The organism is Ralstonia sp. 1B3 (genome assembly GCF_036631435.1).
On record NZ_JAPNUG010000034.1, the window covers coordinates 1 to 20,018 of the forward strand.

19 protein-coding genes are annotated in these 20,018 nt (G+C 65.2%); 4 read left to right on the forward strand and 15 right to left on the reverse strand.

The window, feature by feature from the left end; all coding sequences use genetic code 11:
* Positions 1-163 precede the first annotated feature (163 nt).
* From OWR21_RS10135 to OWR21_RS10155, 5 genes are all read right to left on the reverse strand, one after another.
* Entirely contained in the window at positions 164-538 is a 375-nt protein-coding gene (locus OWR21_RS10135; RefSeq protein ID WP_442968615.1) for a hypothetical protein, read from the reverse strand.
* Positions 450-1,133, reverse strand: a complete 684-nt coding sequence (locus OWR21_RS10140) for a hypothetical protein (RefSeq protein WP_332395142.1) — start codon at positions 1,131-1,133, stop codon at positions 450-452. Before OWR21_RS10140 ends, OWR21_RS10135 begins: the two co-directional genes overlap by 89 nt.
* Before the next feature lie 29 nt (positions 1,134-1,162).
* Positions 1,163-1,567 (reverse strand): hypothetical protein, encoded by a 405-nt coding sequence (locus tag OWR21_RS10145; protein ID WP_332395143.1) that lies wholly within the window; start codon positions 1,565-1,567, stop codon positions 1,163-1,165.
* 296 nt (positions 1,568-1,863) lie between these two features.
* Positions 1,864-3,549 carry a type IV pilus assembly protein FimV gene (locus tag OWR21_RS10150; protein WP_332395144.1) on the reverse strand — a complete coding sequence of 562 codons (1,686 nt, stop codon included), beginning with the start codon at positions 3,547-3,549 and terminating at the stop codon, positions 1,864-1,866.
* 51 nt (positions 3,550-3,600) lie between these two features.
* Entirely contained in the window at positions 3,601-4,245 is a 645-nt protein-coding gene (locus OWR21_RS10155; RefSeq protein ID WP_332395145.1) for a lytic transglycosylase domain-containing protein, read from the reverse strand.
* A 433-nt stretch (positions 4,246-4,678) separates the two neighbouring features.
* Between OWR21_RS10155 and OWR21_RS10160 the strand changes: the two genes are divergently transcribed.
* A complete protein-coding gene (locus OWR21_RS10160; RefSeq protein ID WP_332395146.1) occupies positions 4,679-6,550 on the forward strand; it encodes a leucine-rich repeat domain-containing protein in 1,872 nt (623 codons plus the stop codon).
* A gap of 148 nt (positions 6,551-6,698) precedes the next feature.
* On the opposite strand, the gene OWR21_RS10165 is transcribed toward OWR21_RS10160, so the two are convergent.
* From OWR21_RS10165 to OWR21_RS10175, 3 genes are all read right to left on the reverse strand, one after another.
* Positions 6,699-10,082: a type III effector protein gene (locus OWR21_RS10165; RefSeq protein ID WP_332395147.1), complete on the reverse strand. Its 3,384-nt coding sequence runs from the start codon at positions 10,080-10,082 to the stop codon at positions 6,699-6,701.
* Positions 10,055-10,471, reverse strand: a complete 417-nt coding sequence (locus OWR21_RS10170; protein WP_332395148.1) for a hypothetical protein — start codon at positions 10,469-10,471, stop codon at positions 10,055-10,057. The genes OWR21_RS10165 and OWR21_RS10170 overlap by 28 nt, the downstream gene beginning before the upstream one ends.
* 148 nt (positions 10,472-10,619) lie before the next feature.
* Complete coding sequence (locus OWR21_RS10175) at positions 10,620-10,946, reverse strand: hypothetical protein (RefSeq protein ID WP_332395149.1); 327 nt, start codon at positions 10,944-10,946, stop codon at positions 10,620-10,622.
* Between the two features lie 285 nt (positions 10,947-11,231).
* Here OWR21_RS10175 and OWR21_RS10180 point away from each other — a divergent pair, with 285 nt between their 5' ends.
* The 3 genes from OWR21_RS10180 to OWR21_RS10190 are packed head-to-tail and all read left to right on the forward strand — an operon-like array spanning position 11,232 to position 13,362.
* Positions 11,232-11,741, forward strand: coding sequence for a sigma-70 family RNA polymerase sigma factor (locus OWR21_RS10180; protein WP_332395150.1), 510 nt, complete (start codon positions 11,232-11,234; stop codon positions 11,739-11,741).
* A 34-nt stretch (positions 11,742-11,775) separates the two neighbouring features.
* Entirely contained in the window at positions 11,776-12,687 is a 912-nt protein-coding gene (locus OWR21_RS10185; protein WP_332395172.1) for a DUF4880 domain-containing protein, read from the forward strand.
* 6 nt (positions 12,688-12,693) lie between these two features.
* A complete protein-coding gene (locus OWR21_RS10190) occupies positions 12,694-13,362 on the forward strand; it encodes a response regulator transcription factor (protein WP_332395151.1) in 669 nt (222 codons plus the stop codon).
* A 161-nt stretch (positions 13,363-13,523) separates the two neighbouring features.
* On the opposite strand, the gene OWR21_RS10195 is transcribed toward OWR21_RS10190, so the two are convergent.
* The 7 genes from OWR21_RS10195 to OWR21_RS10220 form a co-directional block, all read right to left on the reverse strand.
* The gene (locus OWR21_RS10195; protein WP_442968616.1) at positions 13,524-14,117 is read right to left on the reverse strand and encodes a response regulator transcription factor; all 594 of its coding nucleotides are present in this window, start codon (positions 14,115-14,117) and stop codon (positions 13,524-13,526) included.
* Between the two features lie 7 nt (positions 14,118-14,124).
* Positions 14,125-14,259 (reverse strand): hypothetical protein, encoded by a 135-nt coding sequence (locus tag OWR21_RS12615; protein WP_442968617.1) that lies wholly within the window; start codon positions 14,257-14,259, stop codon positions 14,125-14,127.
* 271 nt (positions 14,260-14,530) lie between these two features.
* Positions 14,531-18,220, reverse strand: coding sequence for a hypothetical protein (locus tag OWR21_RS10200; RefSeq protein ID WP_332395152.1), 3,690 nt, complete (start codon positions 18,218-18,220; stop codon positions 14,531-14,533).
* 132 nt (positions 18,221-18,352) lie between these two features.
* Positions 18,353-18,751, reverse strand: a complete 399-nt coding sequence (locus tag OWR21_RS10205; RefSeq protein ID WP_316890347.1) for a hypothetical protein — start codon at positions 18,749-18,751, stop codon at positions 18,353-18,355.
* A gap of 176 nt (positions 18,752-18,927) precedes the next feature.
* On the reverse strand, positions 18,928-19,383 hold the full coding sequence (locus OWR21_RS10210; protein WP_147214824.1) for a molecular chaperone Tir: 456 nt from the start codon (positions 19,381-19,383) through the stop codon (positions 18,928-18,930).
* Between the two features lie 3 nt (positions 19,384-19,386).
* Positions 19,387-19,629, reverse strand: a complete 243-nt coding sequence (locus OWR21_RS10215) for a hypothetical protein (RefSeq protein WP_147214825.1) — start codon at positions 19,627-19,629, stop codon at positions 19,387-19,389.
* A gap of 165 nt (positions 19,630-19,794) precedes the next feature.
* Positions 19,795-19,995: a serine kinase/phosphatase gene (locus tag OWR21_RS10220; protein ID WP_316890342.1), complete on the reverse strand. Its 201-nt coding sequence runs from the start codon at positions 19,993-19,995 to the stop codon at positions 19,795-19,797.
* Positions 19,996-20,018 lie beyond the last annotated feature (23 nt).

The window sequence follows — 20,018 nt, forward strand, 5'->3', positions numbered from 1 at the left end:
TGCAGTGAGTGAGGTTGCTGGCCGGGGCATTCGGTGTCCCGGTTGTGCTTCACAGCGCTCGGCGTGGCCACGCTACGCCGGGCGCGATGCGTTTTGGTTGCGGGGCCATCCGAAGGTTGAGGACGTGCGCAGCGAACGCAACAGGCAGCAGCACGCCGTACGTCTATGGGTTGGGCGCGACGCTGCGGATCAGGTTGTTGGCTTGATCGGCAACATACAGGTTGCCGCTCGTGTCGACCGCGATCCCGGCGGGTTGATTGAACATCGCGGTGTTGCCTGCGCCGTCGGTGCTTCCCGGATTGAGGGAGCCGGCCAGGGTGGCGACCACGCCTGCCGGCGTCACCATGCGGATCAGGTTGTTGCCGTCGTCGGCGACATACAGCACGCCGTTGGTGCCGATCGCGATTCCCACCGGCAGCGAGAACGTCGCCGCAGTCCCCACGCCGTCATCACTCCCTGTCGCGCCGGGCCGCCAGCGTCGTGACCATACCTGCCGGCGAAATCTGCCGGATATCGCTGTTGAACCACTCCGCCACATACAGCGTGCCGGACGGAGAGCGCGCGATGCCCGACGGGCCATTGAAGGTGGCGAGGGCGGCCGCGCCATTGTCGCTGCCCGCCGTGGTCGTGCCGGCCAGCGTTGTCACCACCCCGGCCGGCGTGATCTTGCGGATCATGTTGTTGCTGTAATCCGCCACGTAGACGTTCTCGGCGGCGTCAACCGTGATGCCCAGCGGGTTGTTGAACGAGGCGCCTGCGCCGACGCCATCGGAACTGCCCGCAGTGGCCGAACCGGCAAGCGTCGTGACCGTGCCGCCTGGCGTGATCTTTCGGATGTCGTTACCGTAGAACTCGGTCACATAGATGTTCCCGCTGGCGGCCACGGCAATGCCGACGGGCGTCGCGAACTTGGCGCTGCCCGCCATGCCATCGACATGGCCGGGGCTGCCTGTGCCCGCCAAAGTCGTTACGACGCCACCCGGCGCGATTTTGCGAATGACGTGGTTGCCGTAATCGGCCACATACAGGTTGCCCGAGGCGTCCCGCGCAACACCGCTCGGCTGGCGGAACGACGCAGCCGATCCCGTACCGTTGGCATACCCGGCGGTGGTGGACCCGGCGATGGTCGACACCATCGACTGTGCGACCGCGCAGTTGACGCTCACGCCATTGACATCGCCGTTGGCCAGCCCCGTGCCGTTTGCAACGGAGCAAGACTGCCAGAGCGGTTTGGCGCTGACCGAGACAGCGTAGGCGCCCCCGCCGCGACGGGGACCGGAAAGCTGAAACCGCCATCTGCGGCCTGGACGATCGGGTCCGCACCGTTGTTCAGCAACGTGAGGCTGCCGTAGTCGAGCAACCCCGTGACCGTTCCCGCAATGGTGTAAGAGGCTGGAGCAATGGGGGTGACGGGGCTGACCGGGCTGACCGGCGAGCCGATCGGCGCAACCGGCTGCGTTGCGCTCGGTGGCGGGGTGGAGGCCGCATCGTCGCCGCCACCGCCGCATGCGGCCAGGATCAGGCAAATTGGAATGGCTTTCAGAAGCGGAGGGCGTGCGAACGGCATGGCTCGGTGCTGGGCAAACAACGATCAGATTTGGGTGGTGGGCCTCTCAACCCCAGCGATGGGGGCGCGGCATGTGTCTTCTGCGCCGCCGTATAGACCGTTTCTGATAGGACGCCAAACCGGGCGATGTGACGCAAACGCTTGACCGTTCTTGCGCACGCTCGCTTCGATGCTTCGCTGGAAATGCAAGGGCTCGTTGTAGATCGGCACCGGTTCCTGAATCTGTAGCCGTGCCTTGACGAAAACGGCTCTGGGTGCGGGTTTTCCTCCACATGCGTGGCGGTTCCCCCACCGATTTACCGGGATGGCATAGCGTCGCCCTTACGTTTGCCGCGATGGCCGCGTTCGGTCAGCGGATCCCCGTGTTCGTTGAATTGGGTGTAGATCGTGGCCAGCGCAGATTGAACCTTGCGCATGCGAACTCGGTAAAACATGAACGCGGCCGATAGCGCAGCCAACAAGAGACCCGAGGCCGGACCGATGATCTCGGCGCGCTTCCAGAGTGCTTCATCGTCGGCGGGAGTCGCGCTGTGGCTTTCGAGCGCGACACGTGGCGCATCGCCATTCTCTGTGGATGGTGCCGCCGCTGCCGCTGCCGCTGCCGCTGCCGGCGCCGGCGCCGGCGCATTCTTCAAGGCCGCGAGCCGGCGCATATCCGCCAGATTCTGCTCAACTTGCGCAAGGCGCGATTCGAGTTCACGGATCGCCTGCCTGGCCGCAACCAATTCCTCGTTGAGCTGCTCCACTTTTGCGCGCTCTTGCGTGCCCGAAGCGGAAATGTGCAGCGCGTCCTTGTCGGATGCATTGGCTGGTGCAGAAGTCGGCCGGCTGCCGGCAGCAGGGTTCGCATTTGCCCCGGGCTCGGTGGTCACCGCCTGCGTCAGCATGCGGATCTGGCGTTCGGCCTCGCTCCTTGCCACCGCGGTGATTTCCTCGGCCGACGGCACACGCAGCGCGGCGCCGACGCGCAGTCGGTTGATGTTTCCGCCAATGAAAGCGCGCGGATTGCCCCGGTAAAACGCGAGCGCGGTCTGCTCGGCAGATACGTCCGCCCTGTTTTGCACGGCACCGAGCGCGATCTGCGAGAGGCTGTCGCCCGCCTTGACGGTATAAGCCGCTTCGGTACGCCCGCCGTCTTCACCTGCAGGAAAGGTGGCGGCCGAAGACAAGGGACGCGCACCGTCTGGCTGACTGCCGGTCGCCGTGCTTGCAGCGGGAGAGGCTGCAGCTGTCGCTGCCTGCTTCTCGGCGCGTCGTGCCGGCGCACCGTCAGGCGAAGACACCGCGGAAGTGGGCGCGACTTTGCGTTGGGCCTGCAGGAAGGTGGTAGGTGCGCTCGCCGCGCCCGGCGGGCTGAGCAGCACCGTATACGCCGCCAGCATGTTTCCGCCCGGCGCTGCCAGACGCACGACGATATCCGCAATGGCGTCCATTTGCGGCGCGGTGGAGTACACGCGAACGGCATAGCCGCCGTCTTGCCGCTGCACCAGGCTCGTCCGCAACGAAGTCGCGCCTGCGCTGTAAGGCACGCCGGCGGCAAGGTAGGTTTCGCGGTTCCCGGGTTGCGGCACAAGCGTTTGAGCGTCGTGCGGGCGCAACCCTGTCAACTCGATTTCCGCATCCAGCGGCTGGCCAATGTTCGAATGCAGATGCAGCACGCCCAGCTCAACTGCGTGCCCAGCCGGCATGCAGGCCCACAGCGCTGCCGCTGCGCCCGCAGCCAGCGACTGCCGCGCAGGCCAATGCGCAATTCCTCCACGAAATTGCTTTTTCATTTTGATTGCTCCCCTTGTATTGCTGACACCCGAGTTATTGGTTTGGGGGGTGGTCGGGAAGGATAGAGCGTTTCGTCCGAGTGCCGGCGCCGACGTCGGGGCAGTTGAGAAAAATTCAGAGTTCGGGCGGCGTGCCGGTTCCGGACTTGGTGCTGAAGGCGTCACCCGAAGCCCGAGCGGGGTCGGCCCCAGCCGGCAATGACGCATGCGCTTAGCGGCTGAAGCGATCCCGCAAGCTCGCACTCTGGTTCAGGCTCGTCAGCATCGCATCGAGCCAGTGCTCATCTGCCCCGGCCGTCGGCACGTCCGCGCATGCGTCCTGTGCTCGGAGGTCTGATCGGCCGCATGCCTGAGAACCACCGGGCGCATGGGTTTGGCGGCATCCTGCTGTGGTTGCGGCGCAGCCTCTTGTGCTCGGGTTTGACCGGCAAGCGGCAACGGCGCACGTGCTGCCAGCTTGCGGGTCAGGATGCCTTCCACGGCGCGCGCATAGATGCCGTTTTCCCCTGGCGACTCGGAGTGATAGGCGCCGATGGCATGCCAGCTGTTGCCGTGCAGTTGCACCTTTCGCGCCAGATGCCATGCGGCCACATAGGCGCTGACGCACGGGTCATAGAGCATCTGGCGGCCGATGCCGTAGCGCGACAGTTCGGGCAGGTGGATCGTATTGATCTGGAACATGCCCAGGTCTTCACTGCCGTTGCGGTTCCGGTTGTGCGCTTGCGGGTTCAGGTGCGATTCCTGATACCCGATCGCGCGCAGGACTTGCGCGTTGACGCCGTGATAAGCGGCGGCATCGTCGATGCAATCGGCCAGGGCTGCAGCGGGCAGGCAAGCCAGCAGTGCGACGGCGAACACCAGCCCCCGGCGCAGCGCGGCGGCGTAACGCTTACGCCCCCGCATGCTCTTGCCTGCCGGCGCAGGCGCGCGTCATGGGGTGGCGTTGTTGCAGGCGTTGCTGCCGCCAGGTGCGATACGTTTCGCGACGCGTGGGCCGTACGGCATGGGTGGTTGCGCGACGCTCCCGCGCGGCCATGATGCGAGACGATTGGGCATGCATTGCGAATCTCCGGTAACGAGCATGCGCGCATCATAGAAATGGCTGCGCGGTGGTGCGCGCGGGCTGTGCGAACTAGGCGGGCCTGCAGCGAAACCGTGTCGACAGCGTGCGTTGGCATGACCGTTCGCTGTGGGCGCAACGGGTTCGTCCTGCCACGGGCCGGGTTGTGCGGGGGTCCATACGATCAGCAAACAGGCGGAAAGGGCGTGTTGCCCGCCGCTGACTGCCACTCATCTTCTTGGGCCCATCATGCAATCACATTACGGTAGTGTCCCCATGCTGCCCCACACCGTCGCACAGACCCGCGCCGACCCGGATGCGGCGGACGCCGGTGTCTCGGTCACCGGAAAGCTGTCGCGCGCATTGCGGCGCGCGCTGCAGCGCGTGCGAACCGGGCACGCCGAGCCGTCGCCTGCCGCGAACCGATTCCACGTGTCGGTACCGCACCATGACCGACAGCCGGCGCCGACGACTTCGCGCGCGCAGCATCAACAACGCGCAGGCGCGGCGCGCGATGCGCAGCGCATCCAGCAAGCCATGCCGCAGGGCCACGGCTTGCGGGCCCCCATTCCGCCGACCGATGCCAGCCGCTGGCTGTCCGTATGCGAGGCGGTGGCCGGATGGCAGCAAGAGATGGCGCGTCGCCTGCACCGCTATAGCGGCCCATTGTTGACCGACACGGCGCGGCCCACGGAGCAGGGTCTGGCACTGGCCGCCACGCGCATGCTGCTGGCCATGCAACAGAAGAGCCGGCACCTCGTGCTCGACGGTATTCCGGTGATGCGGCTGCCGGCGGCTCTGTGCCTTGCCGAAGAGCTGGAGCGGCTGACCGTTCACGATTGCGATCTGTTTGAGTGGCCGGCGTCCGGCGGTTTGCCGGTCAACCTGAGCGCGCTGCATTTCGCTCGCAACCCACGGTTGACGGCGTTGCCGGGGCGCATGGGCAAGCTGTTGCAACTGAAAGAGATCGTCGTGCTCGATTCGCCGCTGCGTGCGCTGCCGTCGTCGTTGTCGCAGCTGCCGAGGTTGGAGCGGCTGGTGCTGCAGGGCACGGATCTGCGCATCGTGCCCGTGGAGCTTGGTGCGCTGGCTGCGTTGCAAACGCTGACGCTGGCATCCAACAAGCTGCTCGTGCAATTGCCCATCAGCCTTGGCCAGCTTGCGCAGCTGCGCGAGCTGCAGTTGCGTGGCAACCCTCTGCTCACTGTCTTGCCAGACACGCTCGGCAACCTGGCCGAACTCGAGCGTCTGGACCTGCGCGAGAACTGCGCCATCACGGCACTGCCCGAATCGCTTGGGCGACTGCGCAAGCTGCGTCATCTCGACGCCTCCGGCATGGCGAGTCTCGTCGCCGTGCCGGAAGGCATTGGCCATTGCACGCAACTCCGTACGCTGCGCCTGCGCGATTGCGGATCGCTGCGCAGCTTGCCTGCGTCCGTTGGCAACCTGACGCAGCTGACACACCTCGATTTGCGCGGTTGCTACGCATTGTCGGGCCTGCCCGAAGCGCTTCGCGAGCTGCCGGCGGCATGCCGTGTCGATGTGCCGGCGCATCTGTCGGCACGGCTGGCCGAATTGCGCCCCGCAGCTGCCACCGTTGCGACAGCCGGCTCCGGCATTGCGCCGGATTGGACGGCACTGCGCCAGGAGTGGCGTGCGCGCCTGCAGCCCTATGACGCCGAATATGGCAGCGATGCCCTGTGTATCTGGATGGAACGCTATATCAACGCCATCGCACCCGACGCCGTGCGCGCCTACCGCGACAGCCGCCGTCTCGGCCTGCTGGTGGATGGCCTGTGCGAAATGGCAGCGCTGCGCAGCGCCGTATTCCAGAGAGCGCAAGAACGCTATGCGCTGGGTTGCCTGGACGAAGAGGGTCTGCCGCTTGACGTGCTGATGGCGTTGCTGGTGGGCGAGCGCTTGCGCGAGCCCGAGCTGCCGGAAGATGCGGCCGCGCGCATGGTACGCGCGGAGGCGTTTGCAGCATTGCTCGAATATGGCGCGGCCGGCGGGTCGATCGACGAAGCCGTTCAGAAGCTCGCGGCCTGGCCGCCGCTGCAAGGCTACGTCGCGCGCTATGTCAGGGCTGGGGAAGGTGTCGCACAGCGGCACGTTGCTGTCGCGCGCGAGTGGCTGCACGCCGGCTAGCACCGCTGTTCAATGTTGTTCCCATGGGCCGGCTTGATGCCGGCCTTTGTCTTGTGCGCCTACGGCAGCACAGCAGGACGCTTGCCGGGCAAAAAAAGCCAGCCCGGGCGCATCCTGGGCTGGCTGCAGAGCGTGCCTTCCGCGGGCTTTACGTCTCCGATGGGCCCTCTTCGGTCGGGAATGCGTTGCCGAGCAGCGCCTTGCGGCGTTGCAGTTCCTGCTGTGCCTGTTGGCTGATCGGCAGGTTCATGGCAGCGAGCCGCTGCAGATCGGCCAGCTTCGCCTGCTTGACCGATGCCTTGGCCGGCTCCAGGCGCATGCGCAGCTGGCCAATGGTGCCCGACGGTTGCGGTTTGCCATGGAGTGCAGCCTGCGTTCGGTTGTTCTCGCGTTGCAGCGCCTTGGGGTTGCGCACCAGCGACTGGATGCCGATGTTGCGCTCCTCGGTATGGAACAGAGCGGCCGAGTTGATTGCGCGCGTGTTGCCGATGATCTTCGAGAACGCGTCGAGCAGCGGGCGGCCCTGGTTGGAGTCGCACAGATAGTCCGCGCGTTCCTCGATGGTGGTCATGGCTTGCAGGCGCGCTCGCATCGCGTTCACGTCGAGGTGGCTCACGTCGATCGGCTTGGCTAGCGGTTCGGCCAGCTTGAACAGCTCTTCGCCGTTGGCGGTGGAGCCCGGCGCGTGCGCCGCCACCTGCGTCGACACCTGGGCCGCACGTGCGAACGGCGTCGCAGCGTGATAGCGCACGAACTCGTTCTTGATCTGGACGGGGCGGTTCTCAGCCGCCGCGGCGTTGATCTCCTGCGTGGCGGCTGCGTACTTCGCCACCACGTCGGCCATCAGATTCGGGTTGGCGAGATAGCGATCGCGTTGTACCGGATTCGCATCGAACGCCTGCCGCAGCGCGGCGTCTTCGCGATGCGCTTCCGCGTCGACGATCTTGGCGAGAAACGGGTGCTGCATGATCAGGTAGCTCGTGTCGGAGCCCATCACCTCGCCTGCGTAGCTCTGCGTGCTGTCCGTATGAGAGACGGACGGTGTGAACGTGCCGTGCGGTGTCGGGACCGTTATCGCCAGGCTCATGCCGCTGTTCTTGTTGCGCAGGACGCGCGCGTATTGGAGCTCCATCGGGGCATTCTGTACGTCAGGCGCCTGACGCAACTTGACGACCAGGCTGGTGCCGTCGGTCACGTTGAGCAGCAGCCCCTGCGTCTGGCGGATCAACTCATGCGGGTCGAACTTCTCGTCCTGCAGCCGCATGTTCGGCGCGAATTTCTCGATGGCCGCTTCGATGGCCTTGTTGAGGATCGCGCCGGTAATGGGTGCACTGCCCTGCGCTGTGAACGTCAATTGCAGGAACTTGCCCGTACGGCTGGGGTTGGGTTGATGATTGGCGTTCATCAGGCGTGCCTCGGCGGTGAGCGAAATTTGCCCCGCGCCATTGCCGACCGAGATGGAGCCCGTGAAAGGCCCCAGTTGCACTTTGCCGGTGGACCGACCGAAGCGGTTGACGATTGCGTTGAGCGCACTGCTCTGCGCGCCGCCGGAAACCGTTGCCTTCAGTGCTGCATCCCAGCGCTGCCACAGCGATTTGTCTTTCAGCGGGCCGTTCTTCTGCACGTCGTAGTTCTTGAGCGGCAGGTAGGTCTTGTCCAGCATCTCACGCGCGGTCTTGTACATCGAATCCGCCGTCAAGATGGCTTCGGCTGCAGCCGTACCGTGCTCCTCGCGCTGCGCCATCTGCTGCTTGACGACAGAGATATGCGCACCCACGCAGCCCAGCGCCAGGCTGATGGCAGCGTGGCTCTTGGAGACGAACGCTTCGGGGTGGGCCAGCGCATCCTTCTGCGGGTAACGGCCCTGCCACACGGTCTGGTTAATGTGTGCGAAGGCGGCTTCTCGATGCTGGGTCAACGTACCGCGCTCGCTGGCAGGCATGAAGCGATCATTCCTGGCGAGCACGGCGCCGGCCTGGTTGGCAAATTGCAGATACGTGCCGATGAGATGCTCCAGCTGGTCCGTCGCGTGATTGAGCTGTTCGGGGCTGGCGTGCGTGATGGCGTTGCGGAACTGCGCGGGGATGTTGGCTTCTTCACCGTAGTGCAGGCGCTCGGTTTCGGTGAAGGGCAGCGCGGGGCCCGCATGCAGTTCCTGCGTCAGTGCCTTGCGTGTCTCGTTGTACAGATGGAGCTGCGCGGGCGGCGGTTCGGCACAGGCCGCATCGAGCTGCTGATGCAGCTTGAACGTGGACTGGTAATCCTTGTGATAGCCGGGGTCCAGCAGCGTGTGCGGTGCGGCTGCGCTTTCCGTGAAGTACTGCGCGACGTTCCCGCGCAGATTCACATCAAAGCTGCCGCCGGCTTCCAGGTTGGTGCCCCCGTGGGTCTCGTTGCCGACGTTGGCATCCAGGCTGCCCGTCACCTGGCGATAGGCCAGGATGCGGTCGCCATAGGCCACCGAATTGGGCACGTCGCGTCTCGGTGGTGCGGGCAGTGGCTGTCCGCTGCCCATGCGGTCCGTCACGACGTCGGTGATCGGCGGATACGCGGCCTTCATCAGCGTGCTGAAGTGCTCGCCGCCCAGTTTCTGGTCGATGGCGCCGGCCAGCAGCGTCATCTTCAAGGTGTTGAAGCCCTTGGCAATCTTGGCGTCGTTCAGAAAGTAGGGCTTGCCGGCAGCTTCCGTGTAGTTGCGGCCCAGCGCGTGAGACACGAGGTTGGCCAACGATTCCAACTGCTGCATCGCCTGGCGCGCATGCGGCCCGGCGGACTTGACCCAGGCATGGTTGGCATCGTGGTTGGCAACGAGCTTGACGAGTTGGCGCAAATCATCGTGTTCGAGGAAGACGTTGCCGCCGGACAGGTCAAGCCGGCCCGTGAGCTTGGCGGCCCACTCGCCCAGCTTGCCGCCCAGCGCGACCTTGGCAAAGGCTTGTGCCGAGGGCCAGTAGTCCACGTCGCCGTCGTCGTCGGCAAAGTAGATGCGGCCCTTGCCGCCACCCGCTTCCACCGACACGTGCGCGCCGGCGTAGCGGTTGGTGGGGAAGGCCGACACTGCCACGCCGCCCGACGTGCCGGTGCTCACGTTGGAGCCCGGCTTTGCCGTGCTGATGCCGGGAGCCTTGGCTTCGAGGTTGGCCGTCTCCTTCTCGGCGTAGTGGCTCATGACCTCGTGCGCGCTGCCGCTCAGGTGTGTTCGCTTGAGTTCGGTGAGCAGCGCGGCGATGCCTCTGTAGGCGTCGGCCGGATCATGGTTGCCCAACGATTTGGCAAGCTGGCGCGCGGTCTTGGCGGCCGACGCAAATGCATCACGCACGGCCATGCCGACTTCATGGGGCGCCTTGCGCGTGTCGTCCGCGGCAATCGTCTGGATGGTGCTCAACTGATGCTGGAGCTTGGCGAGCAGCCCGTCGCTGTTCGGATGCGAGTGCATGAGCGCCACCGGCACCCTGGGCAGCGCATCCTTGAGCGCCAGTGCCATCTGGCGTAGCTGCGGTTTGTTCAGCGCGCCGGTATCGACGTCGAACACCGGCGAATCCGGCGGCGCGTGACGGCCTTGCGCCCGCCCGCTGAACGAGGAGACAACGGCGGCTGCTCGGGCTGCTCCGGCTGCTGGGGCGGCCACTGCAGTTTGCCCTCGCGAATACGCTTCTTGGCTTCCCGGTGCACAGCGCGCGTACCACGCCCACTCAAGGTGCTGTTCGACAGCTCAACCTTGAGCTGCTCATTGGAAAGCGATGCAGCGCTTTTCTTTTGGCGGCTGGCCGTCACCATGTCGGCAAGATCGCGCAGGCCGCTGGGCAACTGCGAGGTCTTGCGCACGCTTGGCATCGATGGCTGCGAGGATTGCGATGCCGATGTGCTGGACGACGTCTGTGCCGGAGGCGTCGCTCTGGAGTGGCGGGAGAATATCTTCATGATGCGCGAGGGCTCCGAGGTTGCATGCCGGGGCAACGCGGTTCCGCCCAAGCACAATTGAACCTTGCAAGCCTAGCCAGCCCCGGCCGGCGGACGTTGCGGGCACCGAAGTGCTGCGTCGGCATCCGAAACGAGTGACTCCGGCGTCTCAATACCGTGTGGGCGCGGCGCCGTCGTCCAGTTCCGCCGTGAGTGCGGCGATGGCATCGAGCAAATCCGTCGCTTCGGGGTCGTCGTCCAGCGCATAGCGGAAGCGATAGATCATCTGGCCGGTTTGCGGGTGTCGCACGACACTGCCGCGTGCGGCGCCCTCCACTTCCAGGCAGAGACCGAGCAGCAGATTGAGCGTCAACGCGACGTCCAGCGTGTCGCGAGGCCCAAGTTCGACATAGGCCGTCAGCATGTCGGGATCGGCGTAGCTGTCATAAGCCAGCCAGACGTTGCGGGTGCCGATGCGCAGGGCATGCGCGGGCAATGCATCGTTGTCGAAAGGGGTGGGGCAATTCTTCGGAGGGCATGGGCGGGCGCCGTGGCGGGCGTCGCTGCAACGCATTGCAGCAACCGGGTTGCACTGCCAGACGATGCCAGCAGGGGCTCCTGGATGTGGCTGGGGTACCGAAAAAGTGCGATATAGGGCGAAAAATGCCCACCTGAAATATCAGCGGTGGGTAAAATCTCGACATCTGGGTGGGGCCTTTGCCCACACCGGATCGGGCTGTTTACCGGGGAACGCCCAGCACAGATTTTCGCGGAGGGTACCGTGACGCAAACCTGCCAGCCAGTTACCGAACTGGCCTCTGACTGGTTCCGACAGCACTATGCATGGCTCGCCCGTCGTATGGGCTGCAAGACGGGCTGTCGCTTTGGCGCCGAAGACATTGCGGCGGAGGCATTTGCGCAATTGCTGCAAGCGCCAGGGTGGCAAGACACCCGCGAGCCGCGCGCCTTGCTGACAACGATTGCGCAACGCCTGCTCTACGACACCTGGCGCCGTCGCGATCTCGAAGAGGCCTACATGGCGTGGGCCGCCACGCAACCGCAGGCGACGTTGCCATCGCCGGAAGAGCGCGCGTTGATCCTCGAGACCCTCACCTCCATCGACCGCGTACTCGATGGGCTGGCGCCCAAGGCGCGCCGGGCCTTCCTCTATAGCCAGCTCGATGGCCTCACATACCCTGAGATCGCCGAGCGCCTGCAGGTATCCGTTCGCATGGTGCAGAAATACATGACGCAGGCCATGCGCCTGTGCTACCTGGCCGAAGCATCGTGAAGCACGCGCTGCTGACCGGATCGCCGAGCAGGCGATCCAGTGGCTTGTCGTACTTCGCTCGGGCACGGCTTCGGAGACGGAGCGCCAGCGCTTTGCCGCGTGGCAGGAAGCCGACCCCGCGCACGCCGCCGCCGTGCAACGCTTGCAGGGCGCGTTGGGTTCGATGGCGTTGCCGTCCGTCGCAGACTCGCACCGGCGCGCCGCGCGGCGGTTGCTTGATGCGCCGTCTGCGCCGATGCGGCATGTGCGCCGCGCACTGATCTTCAGCGGGCTGGGTTTGGGCGTTGCCGCTCTCGTTGACCGGGAGATCCCGCTGTCCGACCTGGCTGCCGACATGCGTACGGCAACCTCCGAGCGCCGCGATTTCACCCTCGTCGGCGGTTATCAATTGCGTCTGAACGCACGCAGCGCGGTCGACGCCTCCGCGGTTGTGCGCGGCTACGACGTGCGTCTGCGCAGCGGCAGCGTCCTGGCCGTTGCCGGGTCGCCGTCGGGCCAGTTGCGGTTGTGGTCTGGCGCGGGCACGGTGGAATGCACGGGCGGCATGGTCTGCGCAACGCTGGAGCCTGAAGGTGCGATGAAGGTCGCCGTGCTTGAAGGCACCGCAGCACTGTCGACGCCGGCGGGGGCCGTTTCCACGGCGCGTGCAGGCGAGGTTCGGCGTCTGGCCGACGGCGGCATCGAAAAACTGGCGCTGATGGCGCGCAACGTAGCCGCCTGGACGCGCGGCATGGTCGAGGTCGAACACCAGCCGCTGGCCGATGTGATCGACGCATTGCGCCCCTACCACCGTGGCCTGATTGAATTGAACCGCGAAGTGGCCGGCCTGCGCGTGACGGGGCGGTTCCCGCTCGGCGGATGCCGCGCCCTGCAGATGCTGGCCGAAACGCTGCCCATTCAGGTGAAGGAGCTTGGCGGCGTGTGGGTGCGCATCGGCCCGCGCTGAGCGCGCGTGCGCCGCGAAAAAATTGTTGCGATCGGGGTTCCGGTTTTTCTCGCTCGTTGCACAGAGAGAGTAAGAGGCTGCCGCGGTCACCATCCGTGCGCGCCCCTGCATCCAGATGCAACAGCTTCCACAAGAGCGAAGGACGACATGAACGCCCGGGTCCAGAACGACGTGCTGCTACACGCAGCCGACAGCACGGCTGAAAGCCGGTATTTCTCTCCCTTTCCTGCGGCCGCCGCCTGGCGGGCGCACGCGGTGGCACCTCTGACGATCTCGGTGCGGCAGGTCTCGCGTGCCCCGAACGGTGGGATCCTGGTCGATCTGACCGAGCTGGCCGAGGCCGCCGGTGAAGATCCGCCGGCCCAGCCGGTCACGCTGGAGCAGGCGCACGCCATGCTCGGGCGGATGTTGGAATCGAGGCGGAAGGGGCCTGGCCGGTCGGCGGGCAAGGAGGCTATGTTCTCGGTGCTGACGCCACGCCAGTGCGACATCCTGCGTGAGGCAGCCTCCGGCAAGTCCAACGTGGAAATAGCGCAGGCGCTGCATATCGGCGTAGAAACCGTGAAGTCGCACGTGCGCCAAATCCTGATGCGTTTGCAAGCGCGTAATCGGACAGAATTGGCAGCGTTATACCAGCAATGTGCCGGTGAAAGCCGCGCCCGCGAAAATCATTAACGCGGTAATTATTAACAAGGCAATGTTTTTAAACCGGCACTGAGTTTTTTAAGCCGGTACTGAAATTGTCAGCCTTGAAGATTTTCATTAACGAACGCTAAAAAGATTCGCCGTAGGCGCGGTCTGCCCTACGGCGCGCAATCGTTTGCGCAAAAGACCGCTCACGCGGCCAGGATGGTGTGCGCGAGGGGGCCTGTCGGCTCGTTGCTGGCAGCCTGCACGGCCAGCTGATAGCCGCGTGCATAGACGGTCTTGAGTTCCACGCCGGTTTCGGGGCCGAACTGAAGTTTCTTGCGCAGCTTGTAGATGTGCTGCTCGATCGAGCGCTCGACGATGCTGGCGTCCGCGCCCCAGACGGCCGATGCGATCTGCTGGCGTGAGAGGAACGAACCCGGCGAAGAGAACAGCAGCCATGCCGTCGCGAACTCCCGCGCAGTCATGCGAATGGGGACGCTGTTGACGGTGGCGGTACGGGTCAGCCGGCAAAGGCGATATGGCCCCACCACGACGTTGATACCGGCATTCTGGCGCACCGGCTCTGCGCGGCGCAGCGCCCGCTGCACGCGGGCCTGCAGCTCTTCGGCGCTGAAGTGACCGGTCAATACGTCGTCCACACCGGCATCAAACGCCGAGGCCATGTCCCCCCGGTCGACAAACTGCCCGAACACCAGGGTGGGCCAGCACATGTCGGCATTGCACTCGCGCCACGACAGCACGAGCTGCCCGGCAGTGCGGAAGTGCTGCGCGTCGATCATCAACAGATCAAACGTTTCCGTGCGGCGCGCGCAGCAGCGACAGCGCGTCGTCAAAGCGGACGCACTCCGCTTCCTGGGTGGATAGACAGCTCGCCACGTAGGCAAAGCTGGATGGGTTCGAGGTCAATACGGCGAACTTCATGGCGCTCCCTTTCAAGCCACTGCACTACCGATTCGAATCTTGCAGATGGCGCTTCAAACTGGGGCAAAGCATAACGTTCACAATTTGCTCACACATCCCTATAAAGAGTGAAATCGCGCTTAGATCTGATTGAGTTTTTTGTTGACTCTGCAATTGAGCGTTGAGTATGCAAATGCCGCATTCTGAGTGAACGATTATGCGCATATGCAAATTAAAAAACCGCCGAGAACATTAATTTGACGGCTTATGTGACAACCTGATGAAACGATCTTCAGCCGAACTTGATGGCGGCGAGTTCACGCGTGCCTTCAGCTTCCTTGCTGGCACGCAGCTGCAGTGCACTCGTCAGGCCGCGGCTGCGGCTGGTGGATACCTGCTCCACGATGGCGAGCTTTTCCGGCAAGCGGGACGTTGGCGCTTCCAGGAGCGCCTGCGCCAGGGCTTCTGAAGCGTGCGCGTCGGCGGAATTCGGGTCGATGCTCCGGTGCAGGTCGGCCAGGGCGAGGTGACCTTCGATCTCGCGGGCGGCGGACGGCCGAAGCCGATGCCGATGCAGATAGCGCTGGTTGGGGCGGGCGTGCTTTTCGACTGTCTCGCAGTAGGCCTCGAACTCGCGCGCGGCTTTTTCAGGCGTGCCGCCGGGCTTGTGCGCCAGCATGTTGATCCACGCATCGCGGTCGCTGCGCACGACGGCCAGGTATTCGCGCACGCTGCGGTATTCGGTGTCGAAGTAGCTGACGCGATCGGCGATCTTGCCGTTCTGGTAAGCCATCCTCACCTTGGTCGTGTGGCCGCCTTCGGAGAGTTTCCAGTTGAAGCCCAGCGGCATGCCCCCGGTAAACGACTGTGTGAACTTGCCGCTTTCGCCGGCCTTGGCCGATGCGTTGTCGTCGGGCGCGGCCGTGTAGAAGGTGCGGCCCACCGAAAAGGCCAAGCCACCCCGCGCCGTGACCTTGTGCCCCGTGGCGACGCTGAATTGCTCGACACGCATCGTGCCGGTCTTCTCGTGCAGGGTGGCCGTGTTGCTGAGTGTCTTTTCGCCGCGCAGCCGTGCCGACGGGCCGATTCGCACCGGCGTATGCGGGCTGCTCACGCGCACATTCATGCCAACGCTCGCGTCCATCGAGGCGCGCCAGCGCTTCTTTGTCTGGTCGACCCAGCCGACGGAAATGCCGCTGCCGCTCTCGCCGCAGTGCTGCGCCAGCGTATTCCACAACGTGTCGGGATCGGGCCGGTGGCCAGGCGCTGCGGTTGCCTGCTCGAACAGCAGGTTCATGGCCTTGACGATGGCCTCCGCCGCGGCCTTGTCGTCGTACTTGATGGCTTCCCAGTCGTCGTGGCCCTCTACGGGGCGTTGCGTGGGCCGTGTGGCGCGGATCACCACGCCGCGCGGCTCACCCGTCTCCACATCGAAGGGTGTGACCTTGACGGCGAGCAGGTTGGCGCGCAGGCGCTTGCCCCACGTCTTGAGGTCGTAGCCCACGGAGGCCCCCACGCCCACTGAAGCACGCATCGTGCGATCGGTGCCCACGAACACGTCGCGGCCGTGTGCACTGCGCCCGATTTCCACCACGGCCTGGCGGCCCCTGCCGTAATTGGCGTCCAGTTGGACCGACACGGGCACCGGCAGCGCCTTGCCGACGTGCGACAAGCCGGTCGATACGCCGGCCGTGCTGCCGCCGATCCAGCCGCCGTTGGACAGGCGTACCTTGTTGCCCGACTCCATGGACGTGAGCAGCGTCTCGATGGTCTTGCGGGCGTCTTCTACGGTAGGCGCTTGCATCTTGAGGTCTGCCGGATGCTCCAGCTTGTCGGCACGCTCGAGCGCGCCACGGAAGGCGGGCGATTCGGCCGCTTCGCCTGCGTGGGTGCCCCAGTAGCGCAACAGCGTGGCCGAGGGCTGCAGCCCGACCAGGTATTCCGGCGGCTCACCCGTCAGGCCGGCATGATCGATGAGCTTGGCCACGTGGGCCTGGGCGGCACTCACCTGCGGCAGCGTCAGCGTATCCAACCGGCTTTGCGCCCAGGCCCGGCTGTCGGCATCGTCGGTCAGTCCGGTCAAGGCCACGAGTTGCGCGAATTCCTGGTGGGCCGGCGAGCTGCCCGGCGTGCGGGCGATGGCAGTCGGCTCGGCATGCTCACGCTGCATGCGGCCCACAGCTGCCCCGACTTCGGGTTGCAGCGCGCGCAGCTTCTCTGCCGTGAGCGTGTAGTCGCTCAACGGCGCGTTGGAGGCTGCCAGCCCGGCCCAATGCGCGAGGATGGCGCTTCGCCAAAGATCGCCTGGGTGGGCGATGGCGTGCAGCGATGGCGCATTCCCAGCCTGCGCAAGCGTGTCGATCATCGTGCGCAGCGCCGCCGTATAGGCGTCCATTTCCTTGACCAGCCCCGGCCGCTGTGCGCCGTGCATGCCAAGCGCGGCCGATGACAGCGGCGACTTCTTCTTGCCGATCATCTGCCAGAAATGGCTGCCCGCGGTTTGCTTTTCCACGCGCGGAATGGTGCGCCCGACAAACTTGGCAAGGCGTGCCTTGGTGTTGGCCAGATCCGAGCCCGGACCATCTTCACGAAAGCCCTGGTGCCAGGCAAAGAGGACGCCCGCTTGTTGCGCACCGACGGGCTCGCCCCGCAGCTTGAGCGCAGCGGCGTGCATGACGTTGATGGCGAGTGACGCGGCCTGCGTGCCGCTGCCCGGCGGATGCGCGAGCAACAGCGCGGTGGGATCGGCCGCGGAGGTGGCAGCCGTATGCACATGGTCGGCTGCCTGCAGGAAGGCGCGCGCGGTGTGCGCCTGCTCCGGCGTGGGCGGAGCTTGCATCAGGCTGGTCAGCGCTTCAAAGCCGTGGTGGCTGCGCGAGAGCAACTGCGCCGTGCGCCAGGCCGCGCTTGCCACACCGGCATCGCTCATGCCCTGTGGCATTGGTGGGGCCGTCAGGCTGCGGGAGGAACCGTCTGAACCATACTGGACCGACAAGCTGGATTGCCGGGAGAGCGAATTCGGACTGTGCTGATCAACGCTCCGGCTGGCGCCGTCTGTTTCGCCCTCGCCAAACAAATGCGACAGGCCCAGATCGGATGCACTGGAGCGCTGCGACGACGTTGCCGATGCTGTCTCGTCAAACAGGCGCCCCATGCCCAACGAGGAGGTGCCTGTCGAATGCGTTGAGCCCTCGTTGCTGGGCGCCGGCGCAGGAGCGGCAAAGGCGGCAGCATCAAAATGCACCGCCTGCGTGACATGCTGCAGCACCCGCAGCGCATCGGCTGCATTGCCGCCGCTGGTGGCCGCCAGTGCGCGTGCCGCGAGCATTGGCCCGATGTAGTTGCCGGCTGCGGACGACGTGCCCTGCGCAGGGGCCGCCAGGACACCGAGTCGATCGGCCAGCAACTCGCGTTCGCTCGCGCTGCCCGCCGTACGGAACAACTGCCCAATGCTCTGACGAAATGCTTCGGCCGTGGCCGGCACGGTCAGCGGTGCCGTGGATGCCGGCGCTTGAGGCGTCGGCGGTTTTCCGTGCTGGCGCAGGCGCTGCGCACCCTGTTCGGCGCGCTGCATCATGGTCGACGTCTTGCGCTGCGAACGTGCAGCGCGGCGCGTCTCCTGATGTTCCTGCACCTGCGGTGTAGCCGGGTGCGGCGTGCCTTCGGCGGCCTGCGGCGTTGCCTCGGGCGTGACCGTCAACGTGCCGCGCGTGGGCTCCCTGTAGTTGCGCACCGTATCGAACGATGTGCCGGAGCGCTTGCTGTCGCTGAGCAGCGTGGCCAGTTCTGTCTCGTCGCTCTTGGGCAGCTTTTCCCGTACGCGCGACTTCAGGTTGCCCAACCAGCCGCCTTTCTTTCGCGGCTGCGGTGCATCGCCGCCTTGAGGCGAGGCCGATGGCGTGCGTGCGGCGAAATCGTGGAGCGTCTCGTATTCCGACGGCGATGTCGGCACGTTGACGGGCAACAGGCGTGAAGGGGGCATGGCTTGGAGGTTCAGGCACTGGCGTGGTCAATCGGCATACCACTTTGATGCGGCCGAATGACAATCACGCGTGCAATGCGAATCCGGTGTGACGATGGCGAAGCTGCATGGCAACGTCACACGCACGATCCGTCAGTGCACCGACCACTTGGAGACCGAGTCGGCAGACGCCGCCAGCCCGGTCATTGCATCCACCAGCAGGGCGCCCGTCGGGTCATCGTCGAGCATGTAAGGAAAGCGATAGACCAGCGTACCGGTGTGCTGCTGCTGCGCGACCATGCCGCGCGACGAAGCGGGTAGGCCGAGGCAGAGCCCCAGGATCATGTGCAGGGCTTCGTCAATGTTGATCTCGAGCGGCTTGCCGAGGTCGATGCAAACGGTGACCGACTCGGCATCGGCCTCGGCATCACAGGTGAACCAGAGCTGATATGCGCCGATGAGGATGGGGTGCGCGGCAAACGGGAAGAACTCATCGGCGCGTAGAAGCGGGATGTCTAGGGTCGGCAGATACGGCGTGCGTGAGGCGGACATGAACTTGGGTTGGCGATGCCGCAGGAGCCGACGCGTCAGCTTCAACGAGCACCTTCGCATGGAATGCCGCGAGCGTACGGCGTTATATGACAGCCGGCATACGCGTTCACGAAATCATCACGGGCGCTGCGAAGGCGCGCCCGTGGCGGCACTGCCGTGCGCCCCATGCATGCGCATTACGCGCGAATCCAGACGTAGGTGCCGTTCGCGAGGTTCTCGAACATGTCGTCGGTCGTCTGCAGGATGTTGTCGCGCCAGTAGCGGCCGTGCTCGGCGTAGTGGCCCAGCAGCTCGGCCAGTTGCTCGCCGTCGATGTCGGGGTCGTAGGCGACGCGCACGATCAGGATGATGCCGCCCGTATCGCCGTCGAGCCCGAGCTGGGCATGGTCCTGCGCATAGATGGTGACGTTGGCTTCCAACATGAGGCGGAACACGCGCAACGTGCGGCCGCCGGTGACGATGCCGTAGTCGAAGTTCAGGTAGAAGGCATCTAGGTCTTCCTCGACGGCGTCGATGATGACTTCGAACCCTTCGACAGTGAGCCTGCCGGCGGCGATGATGGCGTCGGCATCCGGAATCTGCAGATGCACGCACATGTCGCGGATAAGGGCGTCGCGCCGTTCGATGCTCATGTTCTACGCCAGCAAGTCTTTGGCCGCTTTCGGGCCCGCTTCCATCAACTTGGCGAATGCCTGCGTGCGGTTCAGTTCATCTTCCAGATGAGCGGTGTTCAGCATGTCCTGTGTGCCGGCGGAGACCACCGCTTGCAGGGTGCCGGAACCGTGCGCGGCCGGCAGGCCGTGAGCAAGGTGCGACGCGGAATCGCCCGGTGCAGGGATTGCCGGCGTGGCGGAGACGTTGCGGTGGATCGGTGTCATGTCGGGATCGCGGTAGCGGGTCGGATTCGGTGAATCGGGCTGCGGCGCGATGGGCCGGGGAGAACAGCAGAAGCGCGCGGGGAACCATTCAAAAAACCGCTCGGGAACGGCGCGGCCCCGTTCCCGAACGTTGGCGGCACCGAATGTGCCGTCCGGAACCGATCATTACGAGATCAGGTCCTTGGCGGCCTTCGGGCCCGCTTCCATCAGCTTGGCGAACATGTTGGTGCGGTTCAGTTCGTTTTGCAGCTTGGCGGCCTCCAGCATGTCGGCCTCGCCTTCCTTGGTGATGGCTTCTTGCTGCGCATTGAACGACAGGCGGCTAGCGGTGTCACCGACGGCAGCGGCTTTGGTTTGGAACGTCATGGAAAACTCCTTTGCGGTGGATG

Excerpts from the sequence above, each read along its gene's own strand:
- OWR21_RS10145 (WP_332395143.1), bottom strand. The coding sequence starts at position 1,567 with ATGCCGTTCGCACGCCCTCCGCTTCTGAAAGCCATTCCAATTTGCCTG.
- OWR21_RS10205 (WP_316890347.1), bottom strand. The coding sequence starts at position 18,751 with ATGTCCGCCTCACGCACGCCGTATCTGCCGACCCTAGACATCCCGCTT.
- OWR21_RS10150 (WP_332395144.1), bottom strand. The coding sequence starts at position 3,549 with ATGCGTCATTGCCGGCTGGGGCCGACCCCGCTCGGGCTTCGGGTGACG.
- OWR21_RS12615 (WP_442968617.1), bottom strand. The coding sequence starts at position 14,259 with ATGAAGTTCGCCGTATTGACCTCGAACCCATCCAGCTTTGCCTACGTG.
- OWR21_RS10160 (WP_332395146.1), top strand. The coding sequence starts at position 4,679 with ATGCTGCCCCACACCGTCGCACAGACCCGCGCCGACCCGGATGCGGCG.
- OWR21_RS10195 (WP_442968616.1), bottom strand. The coding sequence starts at position 14,117 with ATGATCGACGCGCAGCACTTCCGCACTGCCGGGCAGCTCGTGCTGTCG.
- OWR21_RS10170 (WP_332395148.1), bottom strand. The coding sequence starts at position 10,471 with ATGAAGATATTCTCCCGCCACTCCAGAGCGACGCCTCCGGCACAGACG.
- OWR21_RS10210 (WP_147214824.1), bottom strand. The coding sequence starts at position 19,383 with ATGAGCATCGAACGGCGCGACGCCCTTATCCGCGACATGTGCGTGCAT.
- OWR21_RS10215 (WP_147214825.1), bottom strand. The coding sequence starts at position 19,629 with ATGACACCGATCCACCGCAACGTCTCCGCCACGCCGGCAATCCCTGCA.
- OWR21_RS10200 (WP_332395152.1), bottom strand. The coding sequence starts at position 18,220 with ATGCCCCCTTCACGCCTGTTGCCCGTCAACGTGCCGACATCGCCGTCG.
- OWR21_RS10155 (WP_332395145.1), bottom strand. The coding sequence starts at position 4,245 with ATGCGGGGGCGTAAGCGTTACGCCGCCGCGCTGCGCCGGGGGCTGGTG.
- OWR21_RS10135 (WP_442968615.1), bottom strand. The coding sequence starts at position 538 with ATGTGGCGGAGTGGTTCAACAGCGATATCCGGCAGATTTCGCCGGCAG.
- OWR21_RS10220 (WP_316890342.1), bottom strand. The coding sequence starts at position 19,995 with ATGACGTTCCAAACCAAAGCCGCTGCCGTCGGTGACACCGCTAGCCGC.